A 25,079-nucleotide genomic window follows, 5' to 3' on the forward strand; every position below is an offset into this window, starting at 1 on the left:
ACAAGACCCGGTGCCGTTGAAACCTACCGTACCCCCCACCATCGGCGACCCGCCAAGCGAAACGCCGCCGGAACGGGTATGAGCGTAGCTCACCGGCTATGCTCAGGGGCTGTGCAATCGCTGTGCGGGAAGAAAACCAGGCGTACTCGCCCGACAACGGCACCGCCCTGTGGCGCCTATACGGGTGCCGCCCCGCCCGGCGGCAAAAGGCACCGTCTACAGTGTGCAGGTAACGGCTCAGACACCCTACCAGCCCAAAACAACTGCGGGGAACCCAGATGACGGCAGCGGCGACCACCTCCGACAGTGCGTTACAGCCCGCGGTAAAGGCCCATGTTGACAATGGCCTGGGCTGGCTGACCCTCAACCGACCAAGCGGCCTGAATACCCTCACGTTGGAGATGCTTCGCCAACTACAGGCGGCCCTCGATGCGTGGGCGCAAGATGCCGAGGTGCAGGCGGTGGTGCTGCGCGGCGCTGGCGACAAGGCGTTCTGCGCCGGGGGCGACGTGCGTGCGTTGTACCACAGCTACCACCACCGCCTGGCCCTGCATGAAGCTTTCTTCAGCGAGGAATACGCGCTGGGCCTGGCGTTACACCACTACCGCAAACCGGTGTTGGCGATCATCGACGGCTATTGCCTGGGCGGTGGCATGGGCTTAGCCCAGGCCGCCGCCCTACGGGTAGTGACCCAATACAGCCAGTTGGCCATGCCGGCGACCGCTGTCGGCTTTTTCCCCGACGTGGGTGGCAGTTATTTTTTGTCTCACGTACCCGGGGAACTGGGCACCTATTTGGGCATTACCGGTGAGCGCATCGATGCGGCCAATGCGTTGTATTGCGGCTTGGCCGACTGGTACCTGGCGCGTGAGCGGCTGGCAACGCTTGAGGCACGGCTACTGCGTATCCAATGGTCCGCCGCCCCGCTTAAAGACCTACAAAACGTTCTTGCCAAGCTCGGTGTGCAAGTGCTGCCCGAACCCTCATTGGCCCCGTTGCGCACGGCTATCGACCATTTTTTCGGCCAGGCCGACGTGCCGGCGATGATGGAACAACTACGCCAGGTCGAGGTGGGCGGCAGCCGCGCTTGGGCATTGCGTACCGCCGCGACGATGGCGCAACGCTCGCCGCTGGCGATGGCCGTAACCCATCAGTTGCTCTTGCGCGGGCGCCGCTTACCGCTGGAGGCCTGCTTTGCCCAGGAGACCCACGTAGGCAAGCAATGGTTGGCCCACGGTGAGTTTCTGGAAGGGATCCGGGCCCTGTTGGTCGACAAAGACAACCAACCCCGTTGGGCCCCGCGCACGCTCGCGGGCCTGGACCCGGCCATCGTCCATTCGTTTTTCGAACGCCTGTAGCCCATTGCAGGGGGCAGCCGATGAACGCCGGGGGACCGCCAGAAGAAGACCAGCAGTTCCATGGCATGGCCCACCCAGTCACCCAGGCCGAGATCCCCCCGCGCGCCTACGAACTAATGGCGAAGCCGGCAGCTAAGTGCCGGATACCCTCATCCCGCAAATGGGCCTACTCAGGCGCGCAGCCGACGACCGTTCGTCGCCATAGTGGCACTGAGGCAGCGTTGTGAAGCCCAACCTTCATACCCCGCAGACCAAGAGGTCCATCATGAAAAAGCATTTGATCAGCCTGACCTTGACCAGCGTACTGGCCGCGATGTCCCTGGGCGCCATGGCCGCCCAGCCCGACGCCGGTGCGTCGAACACCCCGGAACATAACACTGGCAACCCCAGCACCCAGGCCAACCCGAGTTCCAAAGGCACCGGTGGTAACGGCGGCGCGTCGATTCCCGACCCGCAACAAACCCCCGCGGGCCACAGCAAAGCCACGAAGGGCGATGCCAGTGCCCCGTCTGGGAGCGGTGCGGTGGGTGGCAATAGCCAAGGCAAGGGCAGTGAAAAACAGGAATAACCTGGGCGGTGCAGCCCCGAGGCCGTACCGCCAGGCGGCTCAGGGCCAATTCCCGTGGATTATTTCCCCAGTTAAGTGCCCGATCAATACACGTTCGGCCTGGGCGCGGGCCTCGAGCAACAACTGCCCGGCGCGTTGGTACAGTGCACTTTCCCCAGGGTAGCGGCCGGCCGCCAGGCTAATACGCTGCAAGGCGCCATTCACTCGCCAAGCCAGGCCAGGCACATCGCCCAGTTCGCGCTCCAGCGCTTCGATGTAAGGCGTAGGTACGCGCGGGCCGGCATAAGGCCCAGGTGCGCCGGCCGCCTCGCTCAACTCGGTGTAATACTCGGCAGCAGCATCCCACTGCCGGCCGAAGCCAGTGAATGCCTGCGGGCGCAGGCGGCGTAGCCACGTGGTCCAAAATGGTTGCTCTATGGCCCAATTGCCAATCGCCTCTCCGGTGGCCTCGGCCAACACCGCATCGCCCAGGTGGGCTAACGTCGCCTCGCTTAACCTGGCCAATTCGCCGAACAGGATGTGCTGCGGTTGCGGTGGCAAGCCTAAGCGGTCGAACAATGCCATGCGCGCGTACAACGCCATTTCTATCTCATCGACCAAATAATCCGGTGCGGTCAGTGCCTCGTCGCTGAGGTCATCACCCGCCTGTAAGGCCGGCGCCTCCCCCGCCTGTGGGGCCTGCTCGGCATTGGCCAGGGCGCGGCGCCGGGCGACCCGGGCGTTGTAGAAGGCACCCACGCGTTCATCCAACAGGTTCTGCCGCAGCAACCCAGCGGCGGTACTTACGGCGACAACTTCAGCGTTTTCCCCAGCCGCGGCACCGTTGACCATGTGCCATACCAGCACATCGGTTTCGATACGCTGGAATAACAAGCTGGCCTGGTCAACGCAGGTTTGCGTGGCATCGCGCAGGTGCTGGAGCACCTGCTCATGCAGGCCCGCCCGGCCCCAGGCGGGCCCATCGGGGCCGCCATCAGCGCCAAGCGTACGCAATACATACTGTATGCGCAGGCGCATGCCCTGCGAGTTACTCAAGTAATCGCCGGTATTGCCCAAGCGGTTGAACAAATCATAAAGTGGTTGCCAATCCGGAGCTTGGGCGTAGGCCTGCCAATGGGCCTGCAAACCCGGCGCAAGTTCGGAATACCAAGGCGGGTTATCGGGCTCGCCGGCGACCGCCGGCAACCCCGCCCCGGCCAAGTTGCGCAGGGCTTGTTCGCTGAAGGGGTTGCCATCGAACTCATAGCTCACCCCCGGCCGCCCTTCTAGGATGGCCCTTGCGAAGGTACTGCCATGGAGCCTCGGTGCGTCTGTCAAGGCGTTGCCTGCCAAGTCGATGTCGCGCAACACCAAAGGGTCCTGGTTCAGCAACGCTTCCAGCCCCGGCGGCCACTGCGTCAAATTGCATTGCGAAAGATCGAGCCGTTGTAAATGTACCCAACCGCTGAGGTCTGGCGGCATGCCCAGCGGGTTTTCTTCCATGAACAACGCCTGTAAATGGCTCAGTTGCGCCAATGCGGCGACGGCGTCTTCGGTTAGGATAATTTCGTTCGAGCCCAACGCCAGTATCTTCAGCGCAGGCCAGCGCTGCAAGGCTTGGAAGTGTTCGGCGCCCAGTTCCAGATCGTTCAGGTCCACATACAAGCCTTCCAACTGGGGCAATTCGGCCAGTTGGTCCAGCACCGCTACCGGCAAATCGACCAGGGCATCCATGACGCTTAGCCGGTGCAGTGAGGTTAAGCGTCGCAGCACGCCCAGGTTATGTTCAGTACTGAGGTCGATGCGGTTTTCCGACAGGTCCAACGACTCAAGGCTGGCTAGGTCACCCATCTCGGTCGGTATTTGGGCAAGCCTATTGCTGCCCACATCCAGGTGTTGGACGCGCGGAAACGCGCGCAAAAATGGGCCCAACATGGGCGTCTCGTTCACGCCATCACCGGTAATCGTCAGCGAACGTACGGGCTCTAGCTGCACCGGCAATTCGGGAACGCCTCCGGCGTCCTGGGTGTGAATCACCAAATGAACGTAATCATGGCTACCGGTGGGCGCATCGGGGTTTTCCCGCCGCCACGCACGGCGTATCTGCTCGGCCATGCGCCTGCGGGCAGCTATGCGCGTTTCCTGGCCGCCTTCGATAGGCGGCTCTGGGTGGCCATTAACCCAGCTTTCCAGCGCCGTGTTCAGTTGGCGGTATTCACTACGCAACCGCTCAAGCAAACGCCCGAACGCGCCTGGCCTACTGCCCGCTTGGTGGCGCAAATGCTGCCGGAGCAGCGGGCGGCCATCGCCTTCGGCGCTGGGGTACAACTCGTCGAACAACTCGTCTTCGGTCAACCAGCCACGGCCCCTGCCGCTGAGCCGGTAGCCGATGTGTCGTCCATCGACGGCACGGCTGGGCAAACGATACAGCGGGCGAACCGGCGCCAGGCCGAGCTGCGCCGCGGTTCGTGCGCGGCGTTGGGCCGCACGTTGGAACAACCCATCACGCAGCTTCAGTGGCTCATGGATATCCATACCCAACGCGCGGCGTTCGCTGTCGGGCAGCGCGTTGAGCACCGCGTGATACACATCGACGTAACCGGCCAGGGCCTGCCCCTGCTCATCGCGCGGCTCATAGCCTTCGGCCCGGCGCACCACCGTCTTGGTCACCCCCCCGCCACCGCTGGCATGCACCACGGCGCCGGTGGCGCTACCCTCACGCAGTTCCACGCGCACGTTGCCGGTCCAGCCCGGCAAGTGCTTAAGCCCTTGGATCACCAAAGCGTCGCGGTCGGCAGCCGGCCCCGCAGCCTGGTAAAAACGCGCCAGGGCCCGGTTGATACGCCCTTCGCGCAGGTATAGCCGGGCGCTTTCGCCCAGCGCCAGCGGTACTTGGCCGCGTTCGCGCAGGGCGGTGAGGTCCGCCGGGCGCGCATGTTCGAGGATTTCAACCTGGGCGCGCCGGCTCAAACCGGGAAAATCCCGCGCCAGCAGCGCGCTGTTTGGGTGCGTGGGCGGTGCCAGGCCTTCGCCGCCAAACGCCTCCAGCAGGTCCAGCAGCAATGCCGGCGTGGCGCTGTGGTCCAGGTGCACGCGGCGCAGCGCCGCCTCGCTGTAGCCGCCGCAGTGCAATGCCCGCATCAGCGTATCGTCGCTCAAGCCCTCTGCGGCCGGGCCCAGCCGCCGCAGCAACTGCGGCCCTTGCCACGCCAGCGGCCGCTCATGCGCCAGGCGCCAGGCACCCTGGCCATTGCCCAGCAGCCGCGGCTGGTAATGCTGCCCCGGCGCACGCTGCAGTTGCCACAGGCCATCGTCGCCGGCCTCCAGCGGATATGCTTTGCCCTCCAAGCCCAGCCAGCTTTGCCCGTGCCAAGCGTACAGGCCCTCGGCATTGGCCGCGGTGCCCGCCGGCCAGGGGGTCGCCCGGGCAAACGGCGCCAGCTCGCCATGCCACAAGCGCTCGCCTTCGGGCCCCGGCACCGCCACCCAGTCGTGCAGTGGGCCCAGCGGCTCGGCCACATGGCTCGCGGCCCCCAGCGCGGCAAACTGTGCCAGGGCCTCGAACACTTCGAACAGGTGTGCGACGGCCGCGTCGGCCTGCCCTTCGTCGGCCGCATGCACGCCTTCGAGAAACTCATCGACCACTTCGGCGCCACCCACTATCAGCAGCCCTTCGGCCAACCCCGGCACGAAAAAACTTGCCACGTTCAGCACGGTCAGCCCCACGCCCAGCCAATGCTCCACCCGCGCCCACTGCGCGGCACTGTCCAACTGGCTGACCGGCACCACCAGCGCGGCGGCATCGAGCAACTGGCGTTCGACCTGTACCCGCGCCCGTGCGCTGAAGCAGTCCCCCAGCCACGGGCTGAGCTCGAACGGCAGGCGGACGTTTTCGTCCAGGGTTTCCTGCCAGAGGTCGCGCGGGCCGGGGAACAGGCGCTTGAGCCAGCTAACGGCCTCACCTTTTTTCAGCACCGGTGTGGTGCCGTGCAACTCGCGGTAGGGGTAACGTGGGAATAGCGTTGCCCGCAGGCGCGTGGCGAACTGCGGCTGTTGCGCATGGCCCACGAAGCGGCAGAAGTACGGCCAATAGGCTTGCGACCACAGTTTACGGGTCAGCGCCATGGCCACAGCCTGCGCCGAGGGGTACTGGCGCAGCGCCCCTTCGGGGTCGCCGGGCAGGTACAACAGGCATGGCTCCGGCTGGTTTTGCGGCGCCAGGCGCAGCAGCAATGGCCCGCTCAAGGGGGTGCCGAACAGGCTCAGGTAATTGCACTGCAAGGGCCGCCGCGCCGGGCCGACCTCGCTCACACCGGCCAACAGCGATTCGGCCAACGCCTCACCGCGGCTGTCTAGCCGGCCCTGCAACAACCCCGCCGTCACCTCCGCGGCGAATGCTGCACGGTCCTGCCCGCGCAGGGTGTTGCGAAAGGTGTCGGTGTCCAGGTGGTCACCCAGGTGGTCGCGGTAACGCCGCCCCAGGTCGAGGTTACGCACCCCGCTCACGAACCGGCCAGGGTCCAGCCCCAGCGGGGCGGCGGCCTCTTCATCGGCATAGAGGGTCACGCGGGCACCGGCTTCAAGATTTTGCATCGCCACTTCAAGCCAGCACAGCACCCGCCGCTGGCCCTCAACATGGCGCACCAACCGGGCCCTTGCCAGCGGCGGCAGCGTGGCGCCGGGGTACCAATGCACCAGCGCTCGCTGTAACAGCGGGGTGCAGAACGCTTTCGGGGTTTGTACCGGGGCCAACGCCTGGGCCAATTGCCTATGCGCGCGCAGGCTGGCACGGATACGCTGTTGCAGCAGTGTGCGCCGGGCCTGGGTGGCTTGGCGCAGCCAGGCGGGCAGGCGCTGGTCGATCAGCGCCAGATTGGGGGACAGAAAGCGGGGCATGGGGCCGGTCCTTACGCGAAAAAACCAGTAGCCTAGGGGCCCGAAACGCCTTGCCTGCCCTATACCTTTACTACCTCGCCGCTTGCAACACCTCCAGCGTGAGGTGACGAACTTGCCCAACCTGTTCTAGCCGTGAACGCAACCGCACCGGTTCCACAGGGCCAACCACGCTCACAATAGCCGCGCACGCTTGCGGCCCCACCCGCCATACGTGCAGGTCTGCCAACTGTGCTCCGGGCAGGGCTTGCACCTCGCGCCGCAGGTGCTCGGCCACCTGCGCCTCGGTACGGTCCAGCAGCACCTGGGCACTGGCGCGCAACAGCGACCACCCCCAGCGCAGAATCACCAGGGCGCCCACCACGCCCATGGCCGGGTCAAGCCAGACCCAACCGAGAAAACGCCCGGCCAGCAGCGCGACGATGGCCAGCACCGAGGTAAGCGCATCGGCCAGCACATGCACATAGGCTGAACGCAAGTTGCTGTCGTGGTGCGCGTGGGCCGTGTGACCGTGATCGTGATCGTGATCGTGATCGTGATCGTGATCGTGATCGTGATCGTGATCGTGATCGTGATCGTGATCGTGATCGTGATCGTGATGAGCATCACCGTGGCCCAGCATCAAGGCGCTGGCGATGTTAACCAGCAATCCCACAGCGGCAATGGCCATGGCCGTGTCAAACGCCACCTGGGTTGGGTTGACCAAACGCACCAGCGATTCGCCAGCAATGCCAACGGCCACCAACATCAGCACCAGCGCCGAGGCGAACCCGGCCAATTCACCGACCTTCCCAGTACCAAAGCTGAAGCCCGGGTCATCGCTGTGGCGGCGCGCATAGCCATAGGCAGCCGCGCTAATCCCCAAGGCGCCGGCGTGGGTGGCCATATGGAAGCCATCGGCAAGCAGCGCCATGGAGCCGGTCACGTAGCCCATGACGATTTCGCCGAACATGGCCAGCAGGGTTAGCCACATCACCGCGCGGGTGCGGCGGGCATTGTCGTCGTGGCTGGATGAGAGAAACCGGTGATCGTGGCTCATTTGCCGTAACGGCGCAGCGCGCCGAGCAGTTGCTCAAGGCCCACGGGCCGAGCATCGCTCAATGCAGGGTGAGCTACGTGCTCACGCGGGTGGTGTTGGATGCTTTCGTCGAGTAGGCCATTGAAGGCACGGCGCGTGGCGGCGACCAAGCGCAGTGTTTTGCCGTGGTCGGCGCCGCTTTCCAGCACCCGTTCGATAGCCTGGACCTGGCCGCCGATGCTGCGAACCCGTTGCAGCATCGGCTGGTGGTTCGCATGTGTGTTCATATACCCTACTCCCTGTGCCTATAGGGTACGAATACTGCCCGAGCCGGGCCGGAAGGGCAATCGGCCCCGGGCGATGCCTGAACACGGCCGGTAAAGCCACAGGCGCCCTACAGCTCGCGCAGGATCCACGCCAGTGCCCGCCACGGGTACTGGTCGCCCACGTTGCCGCCCCGGCAGCCGGGGTCATGCACGAAGGAACGGTCGGCATGCAACGCCGTTTGCACACTGTGGCAGAACGGGCAGCGGACCATGTCCGCTTCAAGCGCCCACTGGCGACCCCATTCGACCATCTGCTCGCCCATTTTCAAGCGGCGCAATCGGCTCTCGTCATTATTCAACTGACGGCGCCCTCCCTTGCGAAAAGCAGCCACGTTCTGAAATACCACACGTGCCGCGAGGGTACAGGATGCCGCGGGTTTTACCTAGTGTGGTGTCTCAGAAGTTGCGTGGCCCTTTTGGCGGTGCTTTTGCCGCCGTGCTGCGTTGCCCTTATACCGGTTGCGGTGGCCACTGCTGCGTACGTTCCACCCGTGCCACCCGCACATTGAAGCGGGCATACCATTGCGCCTTGCCCAAGTGGCGGGCGCCGCTATGCTCGGCGTGCTCGCGCCAGGCGGCAATGGCCTGCAGGCTCTCCCAGTACGATACCGTGATGCCCAAACCATCGTCGCCGCGGGCCGACTCGGCACCGAGAAACCCCGCTTGGCCTGCGGCCAGGGCCAACATCCGTGTGGCCATGGCGGCGTAACCCTGTTCAACCGGTGTGCGCAGCGAGCTGAACACCACGGCGTAGTACGGCACCGCGGGTGTAGGCGCCAGCATCGGGCGTGGTAAGGCACGGTGTTGCGCGGCGCGCAGCAAGGCGACCGCCAACGGCGGCACGTGCCCATCGAGCGCCGTGCGTTCCGGTTGGAACAGTGCCAACACGTAAAACGGGTGCCCGGCCAGCTCCAGGCCGCGAACCTGCCCGTCGGCATCCCAGGCTATCGGTTGCAGGCCAGTGCCGGCCAACTGCGCCTCGAAGCCCGGCGCCATCTCATAGTGGCAGCGAAACCGCCCCTCTACCGACAGGCTGGCGTGCGCGCCTGCGCAGTGCGAGCCTGGCGCCAGGCGCAACGGCAGCCGCTGCTCGATCAACGCACAGGCCAGGGGTGTGATGACCGGGTTGGCCGCGTGAGGGTGGATTTCCCCGTGGGCGGCATCGGCCTGGCCTAATACTGAACGGGCAAACTCCAGCACCCCATGCTGGAACCCGGCGCAGGTACCCAGCAAGGGGATACCTTCGGTGCGTGCCTGGCCGATGATGGCCAACACCGCGTCGGTGTCGCGATAAGGGCTACCCGGGGTAACCCACAGGGCGTCGAATGATGCCGCGGGTATGTCTCTCAATTCGGTCGTCGGCAGCCAGGTCATCGCTACCGCTACGCCCAGCACGGCCGCCGCGCCGTCCAGGGCCAGAGGGATCGCACGGTGCGCGGCAATATCCGGGCTGTAGTCACCAACCAAGCCAATACGCAATGGTAAACGCTCATACATGCGGGGTTTCCTTTCGCTGGGCAATCAGGGCCAGGCCAGCTTAAGATCGCCGTACCCCTGACGGAATAGGCGCGGCCACACAGCATGCTTGCACCCACGCACTACCCCTTGGAATACCACGACCTTCGCCTGGTGCTAGCACTGGTGCGTGGCGGCAGCCTGGCCAAGGCCGCCGACCTGTTGGGCCAGGATGTATCCACCGTATTCCGGGCCATCCAGCGCCTGGAAAAAGCCTTGGGCACCCGCCTATTCGACAAACCTCGCAGCGGTTACAGCCCTACACCTTTGGCCGAGGCATTGGCGGCACAGGCACAGCAAGCGGAACAAGCATTGGCACGCGCACGCCAACACACCCTGGGCGGCGAGCAGGTCCAGGGCTGCGTGCGCCTGACCTGCAGCGAAGCGGTACTGCAAGCGCTGGTCGCACCCGCCCTGGGTGCGGTGCTCGAGGCGCTGCCGGGGGTGGAGTTGCGCCTGCACGGCGGGCCGGGTTTCGCCAATTTGAGCCGCCACGAGGCCGACATTGCGGTACGCCTATGCCAGCAGCCGCCACAGCACCTGGTCGGCCGGCCATTGGCAACGGTGCCGTTCGTGCTGTGCGCGCATCCGCGGCTATTGCAAGGCGACGGCGGTGGCGCGCCACCCTGGATCGCGCTGGAAGAAGGGCCCGGTGAAGACCCGACCGGCGATTGGCGCCGGCAGCATTTTCCGGCCGCGCGCATTGCCCATAGCGCCCACGGCCTGCATGGTGTGGCCCAGTTGGCGCGGGCCGGGCTGGGCCGGGCGCTGTTGCCCCGCTGGCTGATCGAGGCGCCGCTGCAAGTGCTCGATGAGCCCACCGTCGCCTGCGCTAGCACCCTATGGCTGTTGATGCGTCCGGATTGCCGCCATATCCCCGCGGTGGCGAAGGTGTTCGAAGGCCTGGCACGGCACTTCACGACCGCCGCCAATCACTGATCGCGCCACGGCACCTGCAGCGCTGCACGGCCACGGTGGGCTTCGATGGTACGCGCATTGGGCTCGTCGGTTTGCTGTACCCAGCGCTCGGCCTGCTCACGGCTGCGGCCATAGCGCATGTGCCGCTGCACGAGGCGCAGGCGGCGCTGCTCGGCCGGTACATCAACATACCAACATTCGGCGAACAGGTTCGCCACCGGCGCCCAGGGGCCTTCTGGCAGCAACAGGTAGTTCCCCTCGCTGATCACCAGCCGCACCTGCGGCGCGACGGCGATGCCACCGGCAATGCCCTCCTCCAGTTCGCGATCAAAATACGGCGCATACACCACCTCCCCTGGGCGTACTTCGGCCAGCCGTTGTAGCAAGGCGCGGTAGCCCTCGGCATCGAACGTATCCGGAGCACCCTTGCGCTCGCTACGCCCCAGCCGGGCCAGCTCTCGGTTGGCCAAATGAAATCCATCCATCGGCACGATCACCGCCTGCTCGCCTAACGCTTGCGCGAGCAATTGGGCCACGGTGGATTTGCCCGCACCGGGCGCACCCGCGATGCCGAGCAAGGTTCGTGGGCGGTTGCCCATCAGCGCGTGGGCCCGGCGGATCAAGGCATCAGGTAACTGCATAGCGGGGGTGGCCTCTGAGGATAAAACCGTTCAAACAAGACATTTTTTATTACAAATAATTGCACTAATTGTGCTTACGCACGTCTTTAACGGCGAGTAAACCCTCAGCGCATCGGCAAGGAGACTGCTATGCATTCGAATAATAATCCGCAAAACCCTGCCAGGCGCCAGCCCGGCCTGGTCATTTGGATCGCGGTGATCGCTGCCCTGGGCGGGATGTTGTTTGGTTACGACACGGGCATCATCGGCGTGGCCCTGCTGGGCCTGGGCCGCGAATTCGCGCTTAACGATACGCTCAAACAGTTGGTCACCGGCGGCATCATCTTCGGCGCACTGTTTGGCTGCCTGGGCACCGGGCCGGTGTCGGACCATTTTGGCCGGCGCCGCTCGATCATCCTGGTGGGCGTGGTGTTCGCCCTCGGCTCGCTGCTGTCGGCTGCGTCCGGCAGCGTGCTGATGCTGGTGCTGTCGAGGTTTCTGTTGGGTTTGTCGGCGGGCAGTTCGACGCAGATTATCCCCGTGTACATCGCCGAAGTGGCACCGCCAGAGCACCGCGGCAAGCTGGTGGTGCTGTTCCAATTCATGGTGGTATTCGGCATCACCGTTGCCTACTTCACAGGGTTTGCCCTGGGCGAACATTGGCGCTGGATGTTCGCCCTCGGGGTGCTACCGGCGTTGATACTGCTGGCCGGCATGGTGGTATTGCCGGAGAGCCCACGCTGGTTATTGATGAAACAGCGCGAAGCCGATGCTCGGCTAGTGTTGGAAAAGGTGCGGGGTAACCCCGAACGCGCCCAGGCCGAGATCGAAGAGATCAAGACCGTTTCGCTCAAGCAGCCCGAAGGCAGTTGGAAAGACCTCTTCCAGCCGTGGGTGCGGCCCGCGCTGGTGGTGGGCGCAAGCATCTCGATGTTCTCGCAGATCACCGGCAACAACGCGCTGATTTACTATGCGCCGACCATCCTCACCAAAGCGGGGTTCTCTGACGAAATGGCCGTGCTGGCCACCGGCGGCAGCACGCTGTTGATCGTGATCATGACGGTGATCGGCAGCGTGCTGGTCGACCGCTATGGCCGGCGGCGCTACCTGCTGTGGATGATCCCCGGCTCGATCGTGGCATTGGCACTGATGGGCTATTTGTTTCAGGGCGCGGGGCCGACCACTGACAACGAACGCTACCTAGCCGTAGCCTGCCTGGCGGCCTACCTGATGCTCAATTGCGGCGGCTTCGGGGTGTGTATCTGGCTTATAAACTCAGAGGTGTACCCGCTGTTCGTGCGCGGCAAGGGTGCCAGCGTGGGCGCGTTCAGCCACTGGTTCTTCGACCTGTTGGTGACGCTGACCACCCTCAGCCTGGTGACTTGGTTGGGCATCGCCCATACCTTATGGGTCTATACGGCTATTTCGCTGGTGTCCCTGGTGTTTATCTACCGTTATGTGCCAGAAACTCGAGGCCGCAGCTTGGAATCGATAGAACACGCCCTGCGTGCCGATCACTTTTACCCTTATAAAGAAAAACGCGCCGGCCAACGCGCTCAGTAGCGGCCCTTCATTAGCGCGCGCACGTCTATGCGTGCCCATTCCCGCGCCGGCCCTTGGGCCGGTGGCGGCACCCAGCGCTCGGCGGCCTCGCTGATCTGCCCGTGCAGGCGTTCCCACTCGGCGAAACCGTCTAGCAGCCCTTGATAATACAAGGCATTGAGCCACCCCAAGGCCATGCCCGTGCTTAACATCAACGCGTGCTGATCGTCGCTGTATTCAAGGTCTGCCACCAGGTCGTCGAACTTGGCCAGCAATTGTTGTTTGTCCATGCGGCGCGGCCTCCCATGTGCCTATGGCACTTCGACTCGGCCTGAGGATGATCGGTTTCTTTTCATGTTTCAATAGGGTTTCCGGCGAACGGCCAGCCATTGGGCGGCGGCACCTTCAGCCGGCCAGCAACGCCTCAAGCGAGGCCAGCGCTTGGGCCTGGCATTCGTCGCCTAGCCAGGCACGCAGGGCGTTGGGCGGTAAGTAGCTGCCGGGATAAGCCTGCGCCCACGATGTAACCAACGCATTCACGTACGCCACCTTCTGCTGCAAGGCACCCGCACCACGAACGCCCGGCACGCCGATGGCGCCATTGTGCCCCCAGCCCGGCATGGCCGAACCCGGCGAATAGAACACCGTGGCCTGGGCCTCGGTGCAACCCAGCATGCAGTCCCAGATCAATTTGCTCTGCACGGCCGCGGCACCGCGTGGGGCGAATGCCGCCGGGTAGCGCCATGGCACCGCCAAGCACAACCCAGGGCGCACCGCGTAAAGCAACTCGGCGAAATGCTCAGCGTGCCAAGTCATCAAGGCAGGGTCTAGCGAGCAATACTCAACATCGGCGCGCCGCTCCAGCGCTACCCCAAGTTCGAGTAGGCGCTCGCTACTACTGGCGCCTTCAAGCCGGTACAAGTTATTGAAGCGCCGCAACACCGGCGCTTGCGCGCAGGCCGGGGCCAGCAGCCCGGCGTTGAATACCGCCCGCAGCCACTCACCGCGGCGCAGTTCAGGCAGCGCCTGGGTGCTGGTCAGGCGGTCTTCGCGGAACATCACGTGTAACTCGGCACGGCCCTTGAACCGGCCATGCAGGCTGCCCTTCAGGCCCGTGCGGGCCGCCACTGAAGGCGGGGTAAGCTGGGCCCACTGGGCAGCCGTGGGCAAACACGTACTCATGGGCTCCAAGGCACCATTGCGCGTGCAAAAGCCATACAGCCGATAATCGGTGCCCGCCTCTACCGCCCACACCAGCAGCCGGCCACCGCTGATATCGGCCGAATGGGACAGGGTTTCAAATCCGCCAAACCGTTGTTTGAACAATTTGAGCGTCAGCCGTGCGCCCTGCGGCGGCTTACACAGTACATGTAGGCGCCCGGGCGCCGTGGGGCACCGCCAAACACACACTGGATACCGCACTGCAATCATCTCCAACCCGCGATGGCGCATGATAGGCAGCGACGGACACATTTCGTAACTGTTACATAGAACAGGTCACGCCGGCTTGCCTAACCGCTCATGCAAAAAACGCCGGCGGCAGCAAGAGGCACCGGTAACATTGTGCGAACTTCTGAAACACCCTGCCCAGGCGGTACACTGCCCTACCCATTGTCGATAGAGGCCACCCATGCTCACACTTCGCAAGCACACCGACCGCGGCGTCGCCCACCACGGCTGGCTCGAATCGCACCATACCTTTTCTTTTGGCGCGTATCGCGACCCGCAACAGCAAGGTTTTTCCGACCTGCTGGTGATCAACGACGACCGCGTGGCGCCGGCCAAGGGCTTCGGCCAACACCCGCACCACGACATGGAGATTTTTTCCTACGTGCTCGAAGGGGCATTGGCGCACAAAGACAGCCTGGGCACCGGCTCGGTGATCCGCCCGGGCGATGTGCAATTGATGAGTGCAGGCACAGGGGTGACCCATAGCGAGTTCAACCACTCTTCCAGCGAAGGGGTGCATTTTCTGCAGGTCTGGATCGTGCCCAACGTGGCCGGTGCCGCACCGCGCTACCAGCAGCAGCACTTCAGCGAAGCCGACAAACGCGGCCGCCTGCGCTTGATCATTTCGCCAGACGGTGCGCAGCAGTCGTTGCAGGTGCGCCAGGATGCACGCGTGTACGCCGGCTTGTTCGACGGCCCGGACAACGCTGAATTGACCTTGCCGCCAAACCGCTACGCTTATGTTCACGTGGCACGTGGCAGCCTGGTACTCAATGGCCAAACGCTGCAGGCCGGCGATGGAGTGCGGGTGCGCGAGGAGCGCACCCTGCAGCTGGGTGGCGGCAACGCTGCCGAGGTATTGGTGTTCGACCTGCGGCCACATGAGCTACCGGAGGTTTAGGGTGCCATCTGCTCCGGTTTTTCAATGAACAACTGCCCCTGTTATGCCACCGAGCGCCGGCGCATGATTGCACCTACCCCACTCTGAAGCCCTCAAGGAGGTGCGATATGGACGGTATCATCATGTTGATCATCGTGGCCGGCACGCTGGGTTCGTTCGCCTACACCATGTACCTGATTCACAAATCAAGCCGCGACGATCAGTGAAAACGGCTAGGCTTGGCGGGTTTCCACAATAAAAAGGCCCCGCCATGCTTCGCCGTTACCTTCGCCTCGCCGTTACCCTGCTCACCCTTACCGGCCCGCTGGCGCCCTTGGCCCAGGCCGCTGAAGTCAATGTGATGACCTCCGGCGGCTTTACCGCCGCGTACCAAGTGCTCGGGCCGAAGTGGGCCCAGGCCACCGGCAACACCTTGCACACCGAACTCGGCCCGTCCATGGGCCAGGCGCCCCAGGCCATTCCCAACCGCCTGGCCCGGGGCGAGCCCGCCGACGTGGTGATCATGGTCGGCTATGCCCTGGATGAACTCATCAAGCAAGGTAAAGTGCGCGCGGATTCACGGGTAGAGCTGGCCGATTCGCGCATTGGCGTGGCAGTGAAAGATGGCGCGCCGGTGCCAGACATTTCCACCGAAGCCGCGTTCAAGGCCACCTTGCTCAACGCTCGCTCGATCGGTTACTCCGACAGCGCCAGCGGGGTGTATATCGAGCAACAGATGTTCAAGAGGCTGGGCATCGAGGCGCAGGTAAAAGGTCGCGCGCAGATGATTCCGCGCATTCCCGTGGCCTCGCAGGTGGCCGAAGGCAAGGTTGAGTTGGGCCTGCAGCAGGTGAGCGAACTGTTGCCGGTTAAGGGTGCGCATTTCGTGGGCAAGATCCCGGAACTGCTGCAGTCGGTGACGCGGTTTGCGGCCGGGGTGCCGACGGGTGCCCGGCATACTGAAGAAGCGAAGGCACTATTGCGGTATCTGGCTGCACCTGAATCTCAGCCAACCGTACAACGAACCGGGCTGGACTCTGTATCAAGCGAGTAGGGTAACGATACGAAAAGTGCGCACGGCCGCCTAGGCGCGAACCAGGTGTGCCCAGCTCATGCGGGCTTGAAATATCGCGGCTTATAATATTCGGAGATCCCGGACGGACTTTCCGGCTGGTCGCTGTATTTAACCCAGGGAAGTTCGATGTTTTTAACTTGAGCCCTGGTGCGGATATGTTCAAACCAATTATCATAGGGCTCGGGAGTGGTCGCAATAACCGGCCCACGATACGCTTTAACGCGCAACCCGCTATTGTTCGCCAAGTCTTGGGCAAAGGGAAGCGGGCCAGGCGTCACTGTACCTGCGCCGTAGCACATAATGAGCTCAATACTACGGCTTTCAGCCAGCCAGCCATTAACAGCCGGGTCGTTTCGCAGCAACTCATGAACCTCTGTCGCAGTGGCGAAGTGTCTTTCTGAGCCAGGCCCAGTTATCTGCATGCGAGATTCGGTGTTGCCATGGCCCTGTATGACCAGGCGGTGCTTTTTAGGGGCAAACCCGACGGCCATGCCGTTACCCATAAACACCGCCGGCCCAGTCCTGCTCGCGCGGTCTACCAATTCGGCCGCTCGCCCCTGCCCGACTGAGCGCCCGCTTCGCCCGAATAACGAGCGCAATGCCGACGACAGCGAAAAATGGCCCGTAGGGTCCAAGCGGTTGATGGGATCTGCTATCGCGTATGCATAGGCGTTGGTGCCACCGGCGTTAAATGGACTCAATGCATCGGCGCCCGAGAAACGCAGCATGCTGGCTAGATAAGTACGGTAACCGTTGCCCAACGCATATCGGCCAGCAGGCTCAGCCCACTGGCCGTTGAACGCTGAGCGGCAACCAGTTAGCGGCGCAAAACCGAATGGGCCATAATTCGTCATCCCGGTACTGGCACCGCCTAGGCGCCGCATAACGCTCCCATTCATCTCCACGCTCAGCAGGTTTCCAGCCATGGTCACTCCTACCTTTGGCAACTTGGACGTCCGGCGACGTTGGCAGGTAGCCAGCCCAACCACAACTAGTAGCCTTGCTAGGTTTCGACGTATCGCTAAAGTGCTGTTCGGATCGAATAAAATGTTCAGTATTCAGTCTCAGTTGAGTACTTGACCACTTCAGGAGCGAACGATGGACACAAAAGCCCTGCTCGCCTGCTTGGTATTTCTCGGCTGCCTGAGCGACGCCAGCCTGATCGCCCAGGCCGCCGAAGATATCCAGGCCCAGGCCCTCATCCGCGATGAACTGAAAGTAGGCGACGCGGCGCCAGACAAATACACCCGCAGCGACACGCAACTGTCAGACTGGCAACAACGCGGCCTTAAACAGCCGCCGGCCGGTACGCAGTGGGTGCAGTTCGGGGGGAAGTATGTGCTGGTCAACCGCGCCAGTTCGACCATCGAACAGATCGAGCCGGGGGTTAACTAACACTTTTATGCGACGTTCCCTCGCTGGGTTTATTTTTCGGCGGGTGAACCCCTGGTGCCCAGTTAGCCTCGCACCTGGCAGTGCAAAATAGTATCACCCCGGGTGCGGCGCTGGCGTTGTTCAACCGCCACCACAACGTTGTAATGCATGAACGCACCTGCCCTGTGCAGTACAGGTGAAAACAACAATAATCAGGAGAGCACGATGCGCATTCCAGCAAACGCGTGGCTGGCAGCCGCCTGCCTGGGCTTGGCAGGGCCGGCATTGGCTGCAGAGACGTTGACCATTGCCACGGTCAACAACAGCGACATGATCCGCATGCAGCGGTTGAGCAAGACGTTCGAAGAGCAGCACCCGGATATCAAGCTGAACTGGGTGGTGCTCGAAGAAAACGTGCTGCGCCAGCGGCTGACCACCGACATCGCCACCCACGGCGGCCAATTCGACGTTTTGACCATCGGCATGTACGAAGCCTCACTGTGGGGGGAGAAGAGTTGGCTGGTGCCGATCAAGGACCTGCCGGCCGATTACAACCTTGATGACGTGTTCCCCTCAGTGCGCGAGGGCTTGTCGGCCAATGGCAACCTTTATGCCCTGCCGTTTTACGCCGAAAGCTCGATCACTTACTACCGTACCGACCTGTTCAAGCAAGCCGGCCTAACCATGCCGGAAAAACCCACCTGGGAGCAGATCGGCCAATTCGCCGCAAAACTCACTGACAAAGGCAAAGACCAGTACGGCCTGTGCCTGCGCGGCAAGCCGGGCTGGGGTGAAAACATGGCGCTGCTCACCACGCTGGCCAACGGTTACGGCGGCACCTGGTTCGATAAAAGCTGGGCACCGCAATTCAAAGGCGATGCCTGGAAAAACGCGCTCAATTTCTACGTCGACAACATGAAAAAATCTGGGCCACCCGGCGCGTCGAGCAACGGTTTCAACGAAAACCTGGCGCTGTTCAACAGCGGCAAATGCGCGATTTGGGTCGACGCCTCGGTGGCCGGCTCGTTCGTGACCGACAGATCGCAAAGCAAGGTGGCCGACAGCGTAGGCTTTACCTTCGCCCCGCACCAAAGCACCGAGAATGGCACATCGTGGCTGTACTCCTGGGCATTGGCGATCCCTGCCAGTTCCAAAAAACAGGCTGCGGCGAAAACCTTCGCCGCCTGGGCCACCTCGGTCGATTATGCCAAGCTGGTCGCCGACAAAGACGGCATCGCCAACGTGCCTCCAGGCACTCGCGCCTCGACCTATAGCGAAGCCTACTTGCAAGCGGCGCCGTTTGCCAAGGTTACCCTCGAGTCGCTGAAAGTGGCCAACCCGGCCGCCACGGCAGACAAACCCTACGTGGGTATCCAATTGGTCACGATCCCAGAGTTCCAGGCCATCGGCACCGAGGTGGGCAAGATTTTCTCTGGCGCCCTGACCGAGAAGATGAGCGCCGACCAAGCCCTGGCCGACGCGCAATCGAGGACCGAGCGTGACATGCAACACGCGGGCTATCCGAAGTAAACCGCCGTTGGCCCGGCCGGCGCCCGTCGGCGCCAGCCGGGCCTGGCCCTTCGCAGGTGCGAACCCCATGACGACCCAAACCGCCAACAAGGCCCAGCTTCGCGACACACGCAAGGCTGTGGGCCGCCGCAGCAGCAACCCAGGCTGGTTCCTGGTCAGCCCCTCGGTACTGCTGCTGTTGCTCTGGATGATCGTGCCGCTGGGCATGACCCTTTATTTTTCGTTGATCCGCTTCAACCTGCTGTACCCCGGCGAAAACGAATTCGTCGGCCTTGAGAATTTCAGCTTCTTCCTCACCGACTCGGGCTTCCTACCCGGCATTTGGAACACGGTGGTGCTGGTGCTCAGTGTGCTGATCATCAGCGTGGTCGGCGGCGTATTGGTCGCCGCGCTGTTGGAAGCCTCGGACTTTATCGGCCGCGGCATCGTGAGGGTGATGTTGATTTCACCGTTCTTCATCATGCCCACGGTGGGCGCGCTGGTGTTCAAGAACCTGATCTTCCACCCGGTGTCGGGCATTCTCGCGGCGCTGTGGCGGGCGTTTGGCGCACAGCCGATCGACTGGCTGGCCAACTACCCGTTGGCGTCGATCATCATCATCGTGGCCTGGCAATGGTTGCCGTTCGCCATTTTGTTGTTGATGACCGCCATCCAATCCCAAGACCTGGAACAAAAAGAAGCCGCACGCCTGGACGGCGCGGGCCCGGGGGCGATCTTCTGGCATTTGACCCTGCCACACCTGTCGCGGCCGATCGCGGTGGTGGTGATGATCGAGACGATCTTCCTGCTGTCGGTGTTCGCCGAGATCTTCACCACCACCAACGGCGGCCCGGGCTTCGCCTCGACCAACCTGGCGTACCTCATCTACAACCAGGCACTGGTGCAATTCGACGTGGGCATGGCGTCAGCCGGCGGCCTGATCGCCGTGGTCATCGCCAACATCGCGGCGGTCATCCTGGTACGGATGATCGGCAAGAACCTGACCGACAAAGGCTGAGGGCCGGCTCATGATGACGCTCAAACAATCCCGCCGTTTGCAAAGTGTGGCGCTGGGTGGCCTGTCGTGGCTGATTGCGCTGCTGATCTTCTTCCCCATCCTGTGGATGGTGCTGACCAGCTTCAAAACCGAAATCGACGCCTTCGCCACGCCGCCGCTGTTTTTCTTTCATCCTACCCTTGAGAACTACATCCACATCCAGGAGCGCAGCGACTACCTGCACTTTGCCTGGAACTCCATCGCCATTTCCTTCAGCGCGACGATTCTGTGCCTGCTGATCGCGGTGCCAGCGGCGTATTCGATGGCCTTTTACGAAACCAAGCGCACCAAACAAACCCTGCTGTGGATGCTCTCGACCAAAATGCTGCCACCGGTGGGCGTACTGATGCCGATATACCTGCTGGCCAAGGGCACCGGCCTGTTAGACACCAAGCTGGCCCTGATCATCATCTATACGTTGGTGAACCTGCCGATCGTGGTGTGGATGGTGTACACCTACTTCAAGGACGTTCCCCGCGACATCCTCGAAGCCGCGCGCCTGGACGGCGCCACCCTGCTGCAAGAGATGCTGCGGGTGCTGTTGCCGATCAGCAAGGGCGGGCTGGCGTCCACCGCATTACTGTCGCTGATCCTGTGCTGGAACGAGGCGTTCTGGTCGCTGAACCTGAGCAGTTCCCAGGCCGCCCCGCTCACCGCGCTGATCGCCTCCTATTCAAGCCCCGAAGGGCTGTTCTGGGCCAAGCTTTCGGCCGTCTCGACCTTGGCCTGTGCGCCGATCCTGATTTTCGGCTGGATCAGCCAGAAACAACTGGTACGCGGCTTGTCTTTCGGCGCCGTGAAATGAACCGCGCGCAACCGACCTTACGCATTGCAACGAGGAGCCAGCCATGGCGACGTTGAAACTGAAAAACCTGAAAAAAGGCTTCGAAGGCCTGCAGATCATCAAAGGCATCGACCTTGAAGTGCTCGACAAAGAATTCGTGGTGTTCGTCGGCCCCTCGGGCTGTGGTAAGTCCACCCTGCTGCGGCTGATCGCCGGGCTTGAAGATGTGTCCAGCGGGCACATCGAACTGGACGGGCGCGATATCACCGAGGTCAGCCCGGCCAAGCGCGACCTTGCCATGGTGTTTCAAACCTATGCGCTGTACCCGCACATGACCGTGCGCAAGAACATGTCGTTCGCCCTAGACCTGGCAGGGGGGGACAAAGCCGAGGTGCAGCGCAAGGTCGATGATGCCGCGCGCATCCTCGAACTTACCCCCCTGCTCGATCGTAAACCGCGCCAACTCTCTGGCGGCCAGCGCCAGCGGGTGGCGATCGGCCGGGCGATCGTGCGTAACCCGAAGATTTTCCTGTTCGATGAGCCGCTGTCTAACCTGGACGCCGCGTTGCGCGTGCAAATGCGCCTGGAATTGGCGCGCCTGCACCAGGAGCTGCAAGCCACCATGATTTACGTTACCCACGACCAGGTCGAGGCGATGACCTTGGCCAATAAAGTGGTGGTGCTCAATGGTGGGCGTATCGAGCAGGTCGGCTCGCCATTGGAGTTGTACCACCACCCGGCCAACCTGTTCGTGGCGGGTTTTCTCGGCACCCCGAAAATGGCGTTTCTCAAGGGCAAGGTCAGCGCGGTGGATACAGGCGGCTGCGAAGTCAGCCTCGACGCCGGGCTGCAGTTGGCGTTGCCCCATAGTAGCGCCGCGCTCAAGGTCGGCGATCCAGTGACCCTGGGCATCCGCCCCGAGCACCTGGAACTGGCCACCGCGGGCCAACCGGGCCTGAGCGTGACCGCCGATGTGAGCGAACGCCTGGGCAGCGACACCTTCTGCCACGTGCTAGCCGATTCGGGCGAGCCACTGACCGTGCGCCTGCGCGGCGACCTCAATAACCCGTATGGCCAGCGCCTGCAACTGCACCTGGGCGCCGAGCACTGCCACTTGTTCGATGCCAATGGCGATGCCGTAAGCCACGCGCTGCGTGCCGCCGCCTGACCGCCCTGGAGTTCCCATGAGCCAACCGCCGATCAAACTGTGCTCCGCCAACCTCGAATACCTGCCCGATAACGTGAAACGCCCGGCTTATCCGCGCGGCCGCATCAGCGAAGGCATCGTACACATCGGCGTGGGCGGTTTTCACCGCGCCCACCAAGCGTTCTACACCGATGCCCTGATGAATCAAGGCCAGGCGCTGGACTGGGCCATTTGTGGTGCCGGGCTGCGTGCCGAAGACCGCAAGGCCCGCGACGACCTGAAAGCGCAGGATTACCTGTTCACCCTGTTCGAGTTGGGCGACACCCCCGACACCGAGGTGCGGGTGATCGGGTCGATGCAGCAAATGCTGCTCGCCGAAGACGACCCCCAGGCGCTGATCGCCAAGCTCGCCGAACCGAACATCCGCATCGCCTCGCTGACCATCACCGAAGGCGGCTATTGCATCGACGACAGCACGGGCCAGTTCATGGCCCACTTGCCGCAGGTGCAGCACGACCTGGCCCACCCCGAAGCCCCCAAAACCGTGTTCGGCTTTTTTTGCGCGGCCCTTGAGCGCCGCCGCCAAGCCGGCATCAAGCCGTTCACGGTGATGAGCTGCGATAACCTGCCGCACAACGGCCAGGTGGCCCGCAAGGCGTTGCTCGCCTTCGCCGCCCTGGCCGGCGATGCCTACGGCGCCGGGCTGCACGGTTGGATCGCCGAGCACGTGAGCTTTCCCAATGCCATGGTCGACCGCATTACGCCTATGACCAGCGCCGCGCACCGCCAGCAATTGCTGGAGCAACAGGGCGTGGACGACCACTGGCCGGTGGTGTGCGAGCCGTTCGTGCAGTGGGTGCTAGAAGACAGGTTCAGTGCTGGCCGCCCGGCCTGGGAAAACGTTGGCGTACAGTTCACCGAAGACGTGACCCCCTACGAAGATATGAAAATCAAGCTGCTCAACGGCAGCCACCTGGCCCTGACCTACCTCGGTTTTCTCAAGGGTTACCGCTTCGTTCACCAAACCATGAACGACCCGTTGTTCGTCGAGTACATCCAGACGTACATGGACCGCGACGTGACGCCGCAACTGGCACCGGTGCCGGGCATCGACCTGGTGGCCTACAAGGCCAAGCTGATCGAGCGGTTTTCCAACCAAGCGATTGCCGACCAACTGGAACGGGTGTGTTCCGACGGCTCGTCGAAATTCCCCAAGTTCACCGTGCCCACCCTTAACCAGTTGATCGCCAGCGGCGGCGAGCTCGACCGCGCCGCGCTGGTAGTGGCCGCCTGGGCGCTGTACTTGAAGGGTACCGACGAAACCGGCGCCACGTACCGCATCCCCGACCCGCGCGCCGCGTTTTGCCAAGCCCTGGTGGCCAGTGACGAGGGCTTGACCGGCCGCCTGCTGGGTGTTGAGGAAATCTTTGGCCAGCACATCCCAGCCTCGGCTGCGTTCGTCGAAGCCTTCGAACGCCAACTGCACAACCTGCGTACACTCGGCGTGACCGGTACACTCACCGCCCTGTTGGGCAAACCCTGAGGAGGCGCCATGTATCTGGGCATCGATTGCGGCACCCAAGGCACCAAGGCCCTGCTGCTCGACGCAGACACCGGCCAGGTGTTAGGCCTGGGCTCGGCACCGCACAGCATGATCAGCGGGCCGAACGGCCGCCGCGAGCAAGACCCGGCGCAGTGGGTCGCCGCCGTCGAACAGGCGACCGCTCAGGCCTTGGCCACCGCCGGTGCCCATGGCGAGCAAGTGCTGGGCATCGGGGTGTCCGGCCAGCAGCATGGGCTGGTGATGCTCGATGGCCAAGGCCACGTGCTGCGCCCGGCCAAGTTGTGGTGCGACACCGAAACCACCCCAGAGAACGACCGCCTGCTCGAACACCTGGGCGGCGTGCCGGGCTCGCTGGAGCGCCTGGGGGTGGCGATCGCCCCAGGCTATACGGTGTCTAAGCTGTTGTGGAGCAAAGAACAATTCCCTGAATTGTTCGAGCAGGTGGCTTCGATCTTGCTGCCCCACGACTACCTCAACCACTGGCTCACCGGCCAGCACTGCAGCGAATACGGCGATGCCTCCGGCACCGGCTATTTCAACGTGCGCACGCGCCAATGGGACCGGGCCCTGCTGCGCCACATCGACCCCAGCGGCCGGCTGGAAGCGGCATTGCCGCGCTTGCTCGGCCCAGACGAAAGCGTAGGCCGCCTGCGCCCGGACGTGGCCCGGCGCCTGGGGCTGAACCCGCACGCCCAGGTGGCCAGCGGCGGCGGCGACAACATGATGGGCGCGATCGGCACTGGTAACATCACCGCTGGGGTGGTCACCATGAGTTTAGGCTCTTCGGGCACCGTGTACGCCTACGTAGGCCAACCCCAGGTGAGTGAAGCGCCGGCGGTCGCGACCTTTTGCTCATCCAGCGGCGGCTGGTTGCCGCTGATCTGCACCATGAACCTGACCAACGCCACGGGCGCGGTGCGCGCATTGCTTCAACTGGACCTGCCGGCCTTCAACGAGCACGTGGCCGCCGCGCCGATCGGGGCCGACGGCGTACTGGTGCTGCCGTTTCTCAACGGTGAACGGGTGCCGCCCCTGCCCCATGCCACGGGCAGCGTGCACGGCCTGACCAGCACCAACCTGAACCGCGCCAACCTGTGCCGCGCGGTGGTCGAAGGCACCACCTTCGGCCTGCGCTATGGCCTGGACCTGCTGCGCGAGGGCGGCTTGCCCAGCGATGGCATCCGGCTGATCGGCGGCGGCGCAAAAAGCCCGGTGTGGCGGCAGATCGTCGCCGACATCATGGCCACCCCGGTGGTGTGCGCCGAACAGCCCGAAGCCGCCGCCCTGGGCGCGGCCATCCAGGCAGCCTGGTGTGCCGGCGGCGGGGGCGCAACCCTGCTGGGCCAACTGTGCGAGCGCTGCGTACGGCTCGATGCGACCAGCCGCGCCGAACCCAACGCCGCAAACGTTGTGGCCTATGAACAGGTCTACGCACATTATCGCCAGCAGGTGCTGGCCACCGAAAACGGCTAAGCTGCCGCCCTGCCCCCTCAAGCCACCCAC

General features: G+C 63.5%; 22 protein-coding genes. 13 read left to right on the forward strand and 9 right to left on the reverse strand.

Annotation, left to right across the window (positions count from 1 at the left end; all coding sequences use genetic code 11):
• Window positions 1–278: 278 nt before the first annotated feature.
• Together HAQ05_RS10935 and HAQ05_RS10940 are read left to right on the forward strand one after the other, a co-directional pair.
• The gene (locus HAQ05_RS10935; protein ID WP_190420328.1) at window positions 279–1,358 is read left to right on the forward strand and encodes an enoyl-CoA hydratase/isomerase family protein; all 1,080 of its coding nucleotides are present in this window, start codon (window positions 279–281) and stop codon (window positions 1,356–1,358) included.
• 265 nt (window positions 1,359–1,623) lie between these two features.
• Window positions 1,624–1,926 carry a hypothetical protein gene (locus HAQ05_RS10940; protein ID WP_190420330.1) on the forward strand — a complete coding sequence of 101 codons (303 nt, stop codon included), beginning with the start codon at window positions 1,624–1,626 and terminating at the stop codon, window positions 1,924–1,926.
• Window positions 1,927–1,965: 39 nt separating this feature from the next.
• Here HAQ05_RS10940 and HAQ05_RS10945 read toward each other — a convergent pair whose 3' ends face one another.
• The 5 genes from HAQ05_RS10945 to HAQ05_RS10965 form a co-directional block, all read right to left on the reverse strand.
• Window positions 1,966–6,801: a dermonecrotic toxin domain-containing protein gene (locus HAQ05_RS10945; protein WP_190420332.1), complete on the reverse strand. Its 4,836-nt coding sequence runs from the start codon at window positions 6,799–6,801 to the stop codon at window positions 1,966–1,968.
• 70 nt (window positions 6,802–6,871) lie between these two features.
• Window positions 6,872–7,837, reverse strand: coding sequence for a CDF family Co(II)/Ni(II) efflux transporter DmeF (dmeF, locus tag HAQ05_RS10950; protein ID WP_190420334.1), 966 nt, complete (start codon window positions 7,835–7,837; stop codon window positions 6,872–6,874).
• Complete coding sequence (locus HAQ05_RS10955) at window positions 7,834–8,103, reverse strand: metal/formaldehyde-sensitive transcriptional repressor (RefSeq protein ID WP_190420336.1); 270 nt, start codon at window positions 8,101–8,103, stop codon at window positions 7,834–7,836. The genes dmeF and HAQ05_RS10955 overlap by 4 nt, the downstream gene beginning before the upstream one ends.
• Before the next feature lie 107 nt (window positions 8,104–8,210).
• Window positions 8,211–8,420 (reverse strand): hypothetical protein, encoded by a 210-nt coding sequence (locus HAQ05_RS10960; protein WP_190420338.1) that lies wholly within the window; start codon window positions 8,418–8,420, stop codon window positions 8,211–8,213.
• Between the two features lie 172 nt (window positions 8,421–8,592).
• A complete protein-coding gene (locus HAQ05_RS10965; protein ID WP_190420340.1) occupies window positions 8,593–9,639 on the reverse strand; it encodes a glutamine amidotransferase-related protein in 1,047 nt (348 codons plus the stop codon).
• Between the two features lie 84 nt (window positions 9,640–9,723).
• Between HAQ05_RS10965 and HAQ05_RS10970 the strand changes: the two genes are divergently transcribed.
• A complete protein-coding gene (locus HAQ05_RS10970) occupies window positions 9,724–10,596 on the forward strand; it encodes a LysR family transcriptional regulator (protein WP_190420342.1) in 873 nt (290 codons plus the stop codon).
• Here HAQ05_RS10970 and HAQ05_RS10975 read toward each other — a convergent pair.
• The gene (locus HAQ05_RS10975; protein ID WP_190420344.1) at window positions 10,590–11,216 is read right to left on the reverse strand and encodes a nucleoside/nucleotide kinase family protein; all 627 of its coding nucleotides are present in this window, start codon (window positions 11,214–11,216) and stop codon (window positions 10,590–10,592) included. The genes HAQ05_RS10970 and HAQ05_RS10975 overlap by 7 nt on opposite strands.
• 129 nt (window positions 11,217–11,345) lie before the next feature.
• Between HAQ05_RS10975 and HAQ05_RS10980 the strand changes: the two genes are divergently transcribed.
• Complete coding sequence (locus tag HAQ05_RS10980) at window positions 11,346–12,758, forward strand: sugar porter family MFS transporter (protein WP_190420346.1); 1,413 nt, start codon at window positions 11,346–11,348, stop codon at window positions 12,756–12,758.
• Here HAQ05_RS10980 and HAQ05_RS10985 read toward each other — a convergent pair.
• Together HAQ05_RS10985 and HAQ05_RS10990 are read right to left on the reverse strand one after the other, a co-directional pair.
• Window positions 12,752–13,027, reverse strand: coding sequence for a hypothetical protein (locus tag HAQ05_RS10985; RefSeq protein WP_190420348.1), 276 nt, complete (start codon window positions 13,025–13,027; stop codon window positions 12,752–12,754). The two genes, HAQ05_RS10980 and HAQ05_RS10985, sit on opposite strands and share 7 nt — an antisense overlap.
• A 115-nt stretch (window positions 13,028–13,142) precedes the next feature.
• Window positions 13,143–14,063 carry a hypothetical protein gene (locus HAQ05_RS10990; RefSeq protein WP_190420350.1) on the reverse strand — a complete coding sequence of 307 codons (921 nt, stop codon included), beginning with the start codon at window positions 14,061–14,063 and terminating at the stop codon, window positions 13,143–13,145.
• A gap of 304 nt (window positions 14,064–14,367) precedes the next feature.
• On the opposite strand from HAQ05_RS10990, the gene HAQ05_RS10995 reads away from it, so the two are divergent.
• Together HAQ05_RS10995 and HAQ05_RS11000 are read left to right on the forward strand one after the other, a co-directional pair.
• Window positions 14,368–15,087 carry a pirin family protein gene (locus HAQ05_RS10995; protein ID WP_190420351.1) on the forward strand — a complete coding sequence of 240 codons (720 nt, stop codon included), beginning with the start codon at window positions 14,368–14,370 and terminating at the stop codon, window positions 15,085–15,087.
• Between the two features lie 250 nt (window positions 15,088–15,337).
• A complete protein-coding gene (locus HAQ05_RS11000; RefSeq protein WP_190420353.1) occupies window positions 15,338–16,120 on the forward strand; it encodes a substrate-binding domain-containing protein in 783 nt (260 codons plus the stop codon).
• Between the two features lie 56 nt (window positions 16,121–16,176).
• Here HAQ05_RS11000 and HAQ05_RS11005 read toward each other — a convergent pair whose 3' ends face one another.
• A complete protein-coding gene (locus HAQ05_RS11005) occupies window positions 16,177–17,067 on the reverse strand; it encodes an RHS repeat-associated core domain-containing protein (RefSeq protein WP_190420355.1) in 891 nt (296 codons plus the stop codon).
• 172 nt (window positions 17,068–17,239) lie between these two features.
• Here HAQ05_RS11005 and HAQ05_RS11010 point away from each other — a divergent pair, with 172 nt between their 5' ends.
• From HAQ05_RS11010 to xylB, 7 genes are all read left to right on the forward strand, one after another.
• Entirely contained in the window at window positions 17,240–17,536 is a 297-nt protein-coding gene (locus HAQ05_RS11010) for an RcnB family protein (RefSeq protein WP_190420357.1), read from the forward strand.
• A gap of 204 nt (window positions 17,537–17,740) precedes the next feature.
• The gene (locus tag HAQ05_RS11015; protein ID WP_190420359.1) at window positions 17,741–19,045 is read left to right on the forward strand and encodes an ABC transporter substrate-binding protein; all 1,305 of its coding nucleotides are present in this window, start codon (window positions 17,741–17,743) and stop codon (window positions 19,043–19,045) included.
• Window positions 19,046–19,112: 67 nt separating this feature from the next.
• A complete protein-coding gene (locus tag HAQ05_RS11020) occupies window positions 19,113–20,042 on the forward strand; it encodes a carbohydrate ABC transporter permease (protein WP_190420361.1) in 930 nt (309 codons plus the stop codon).
• Between the two features lie 10 nt (window positions 20,043–20,052).
• Window positions 20,053–20,886 carry a carbohydrate ABC transporter permease gene (locus HAQ05_RS11025; protein WP_190420363.1) on the forward strand — a complete coding sequence of 278 codons (834 nt, stop codon included), beginning with the start codon at window positions 20,053–20,055 and terminating at the stop codon, window positions 20,884–20,886.
• A 43-nt stretch (window positions 20,887–20,929) separates the two neighbouring features.
• Window positions 20,930–22,033 carry an ABC transporter ATP-binding protein gene (locus HAQ05_RS11030; protein ID WP_190420364.1) on the forward strand — a complete coding sequence of 368 codons (1,104 nt, stop codon included), beginning with the start codon at window positions 20,930–20,932 and terminating at the stop codon, window positions 22,031–22,033.
• Between the two features lie 31 nt (window positions 22,034–22,064).
• Window positions 22,065–23,555 carry a mannitol dehydrogenase family protein gene (locus HAQ05_RS11035; protein WP_338050196.1) on the forward strand — a complete coding sequence of 497 codons (1,491 nt, stop codon included), beginning with the start codon at window positions 22,065–22,067 and terminating at the stop codon, window positions 23,553–23,555.
• Between the two features lie 9 nt (window positions 23,556–23,564).
• Window positions 23,565–25,049 carry a xylulokinase gene (gene xylB / locus HAQ05_RS11040; RefSeq protein ID WP_190420367.1) on the forward strand — a complete coding sequence of 495 codons (1,485 nt, stop codon included), beginning with the start codon at window positions 23,565–23,567 and terminating at the stop codon, window positions 25,047–25,049.
• The last annotated feature ends 30 nt before the right edge of the window (window positions 25,050–25,079 follow it).

Source organism: Pseudomonas typographi, assembly GCF_014694385.1.
Classification (GTDB): Bacteria; Pseudomonadota; Gammaproteobacteria; order Pseudomonadales; family Pseudomonadaceae; genus Aquipseudomonas; species Aquipseudomonas typographi.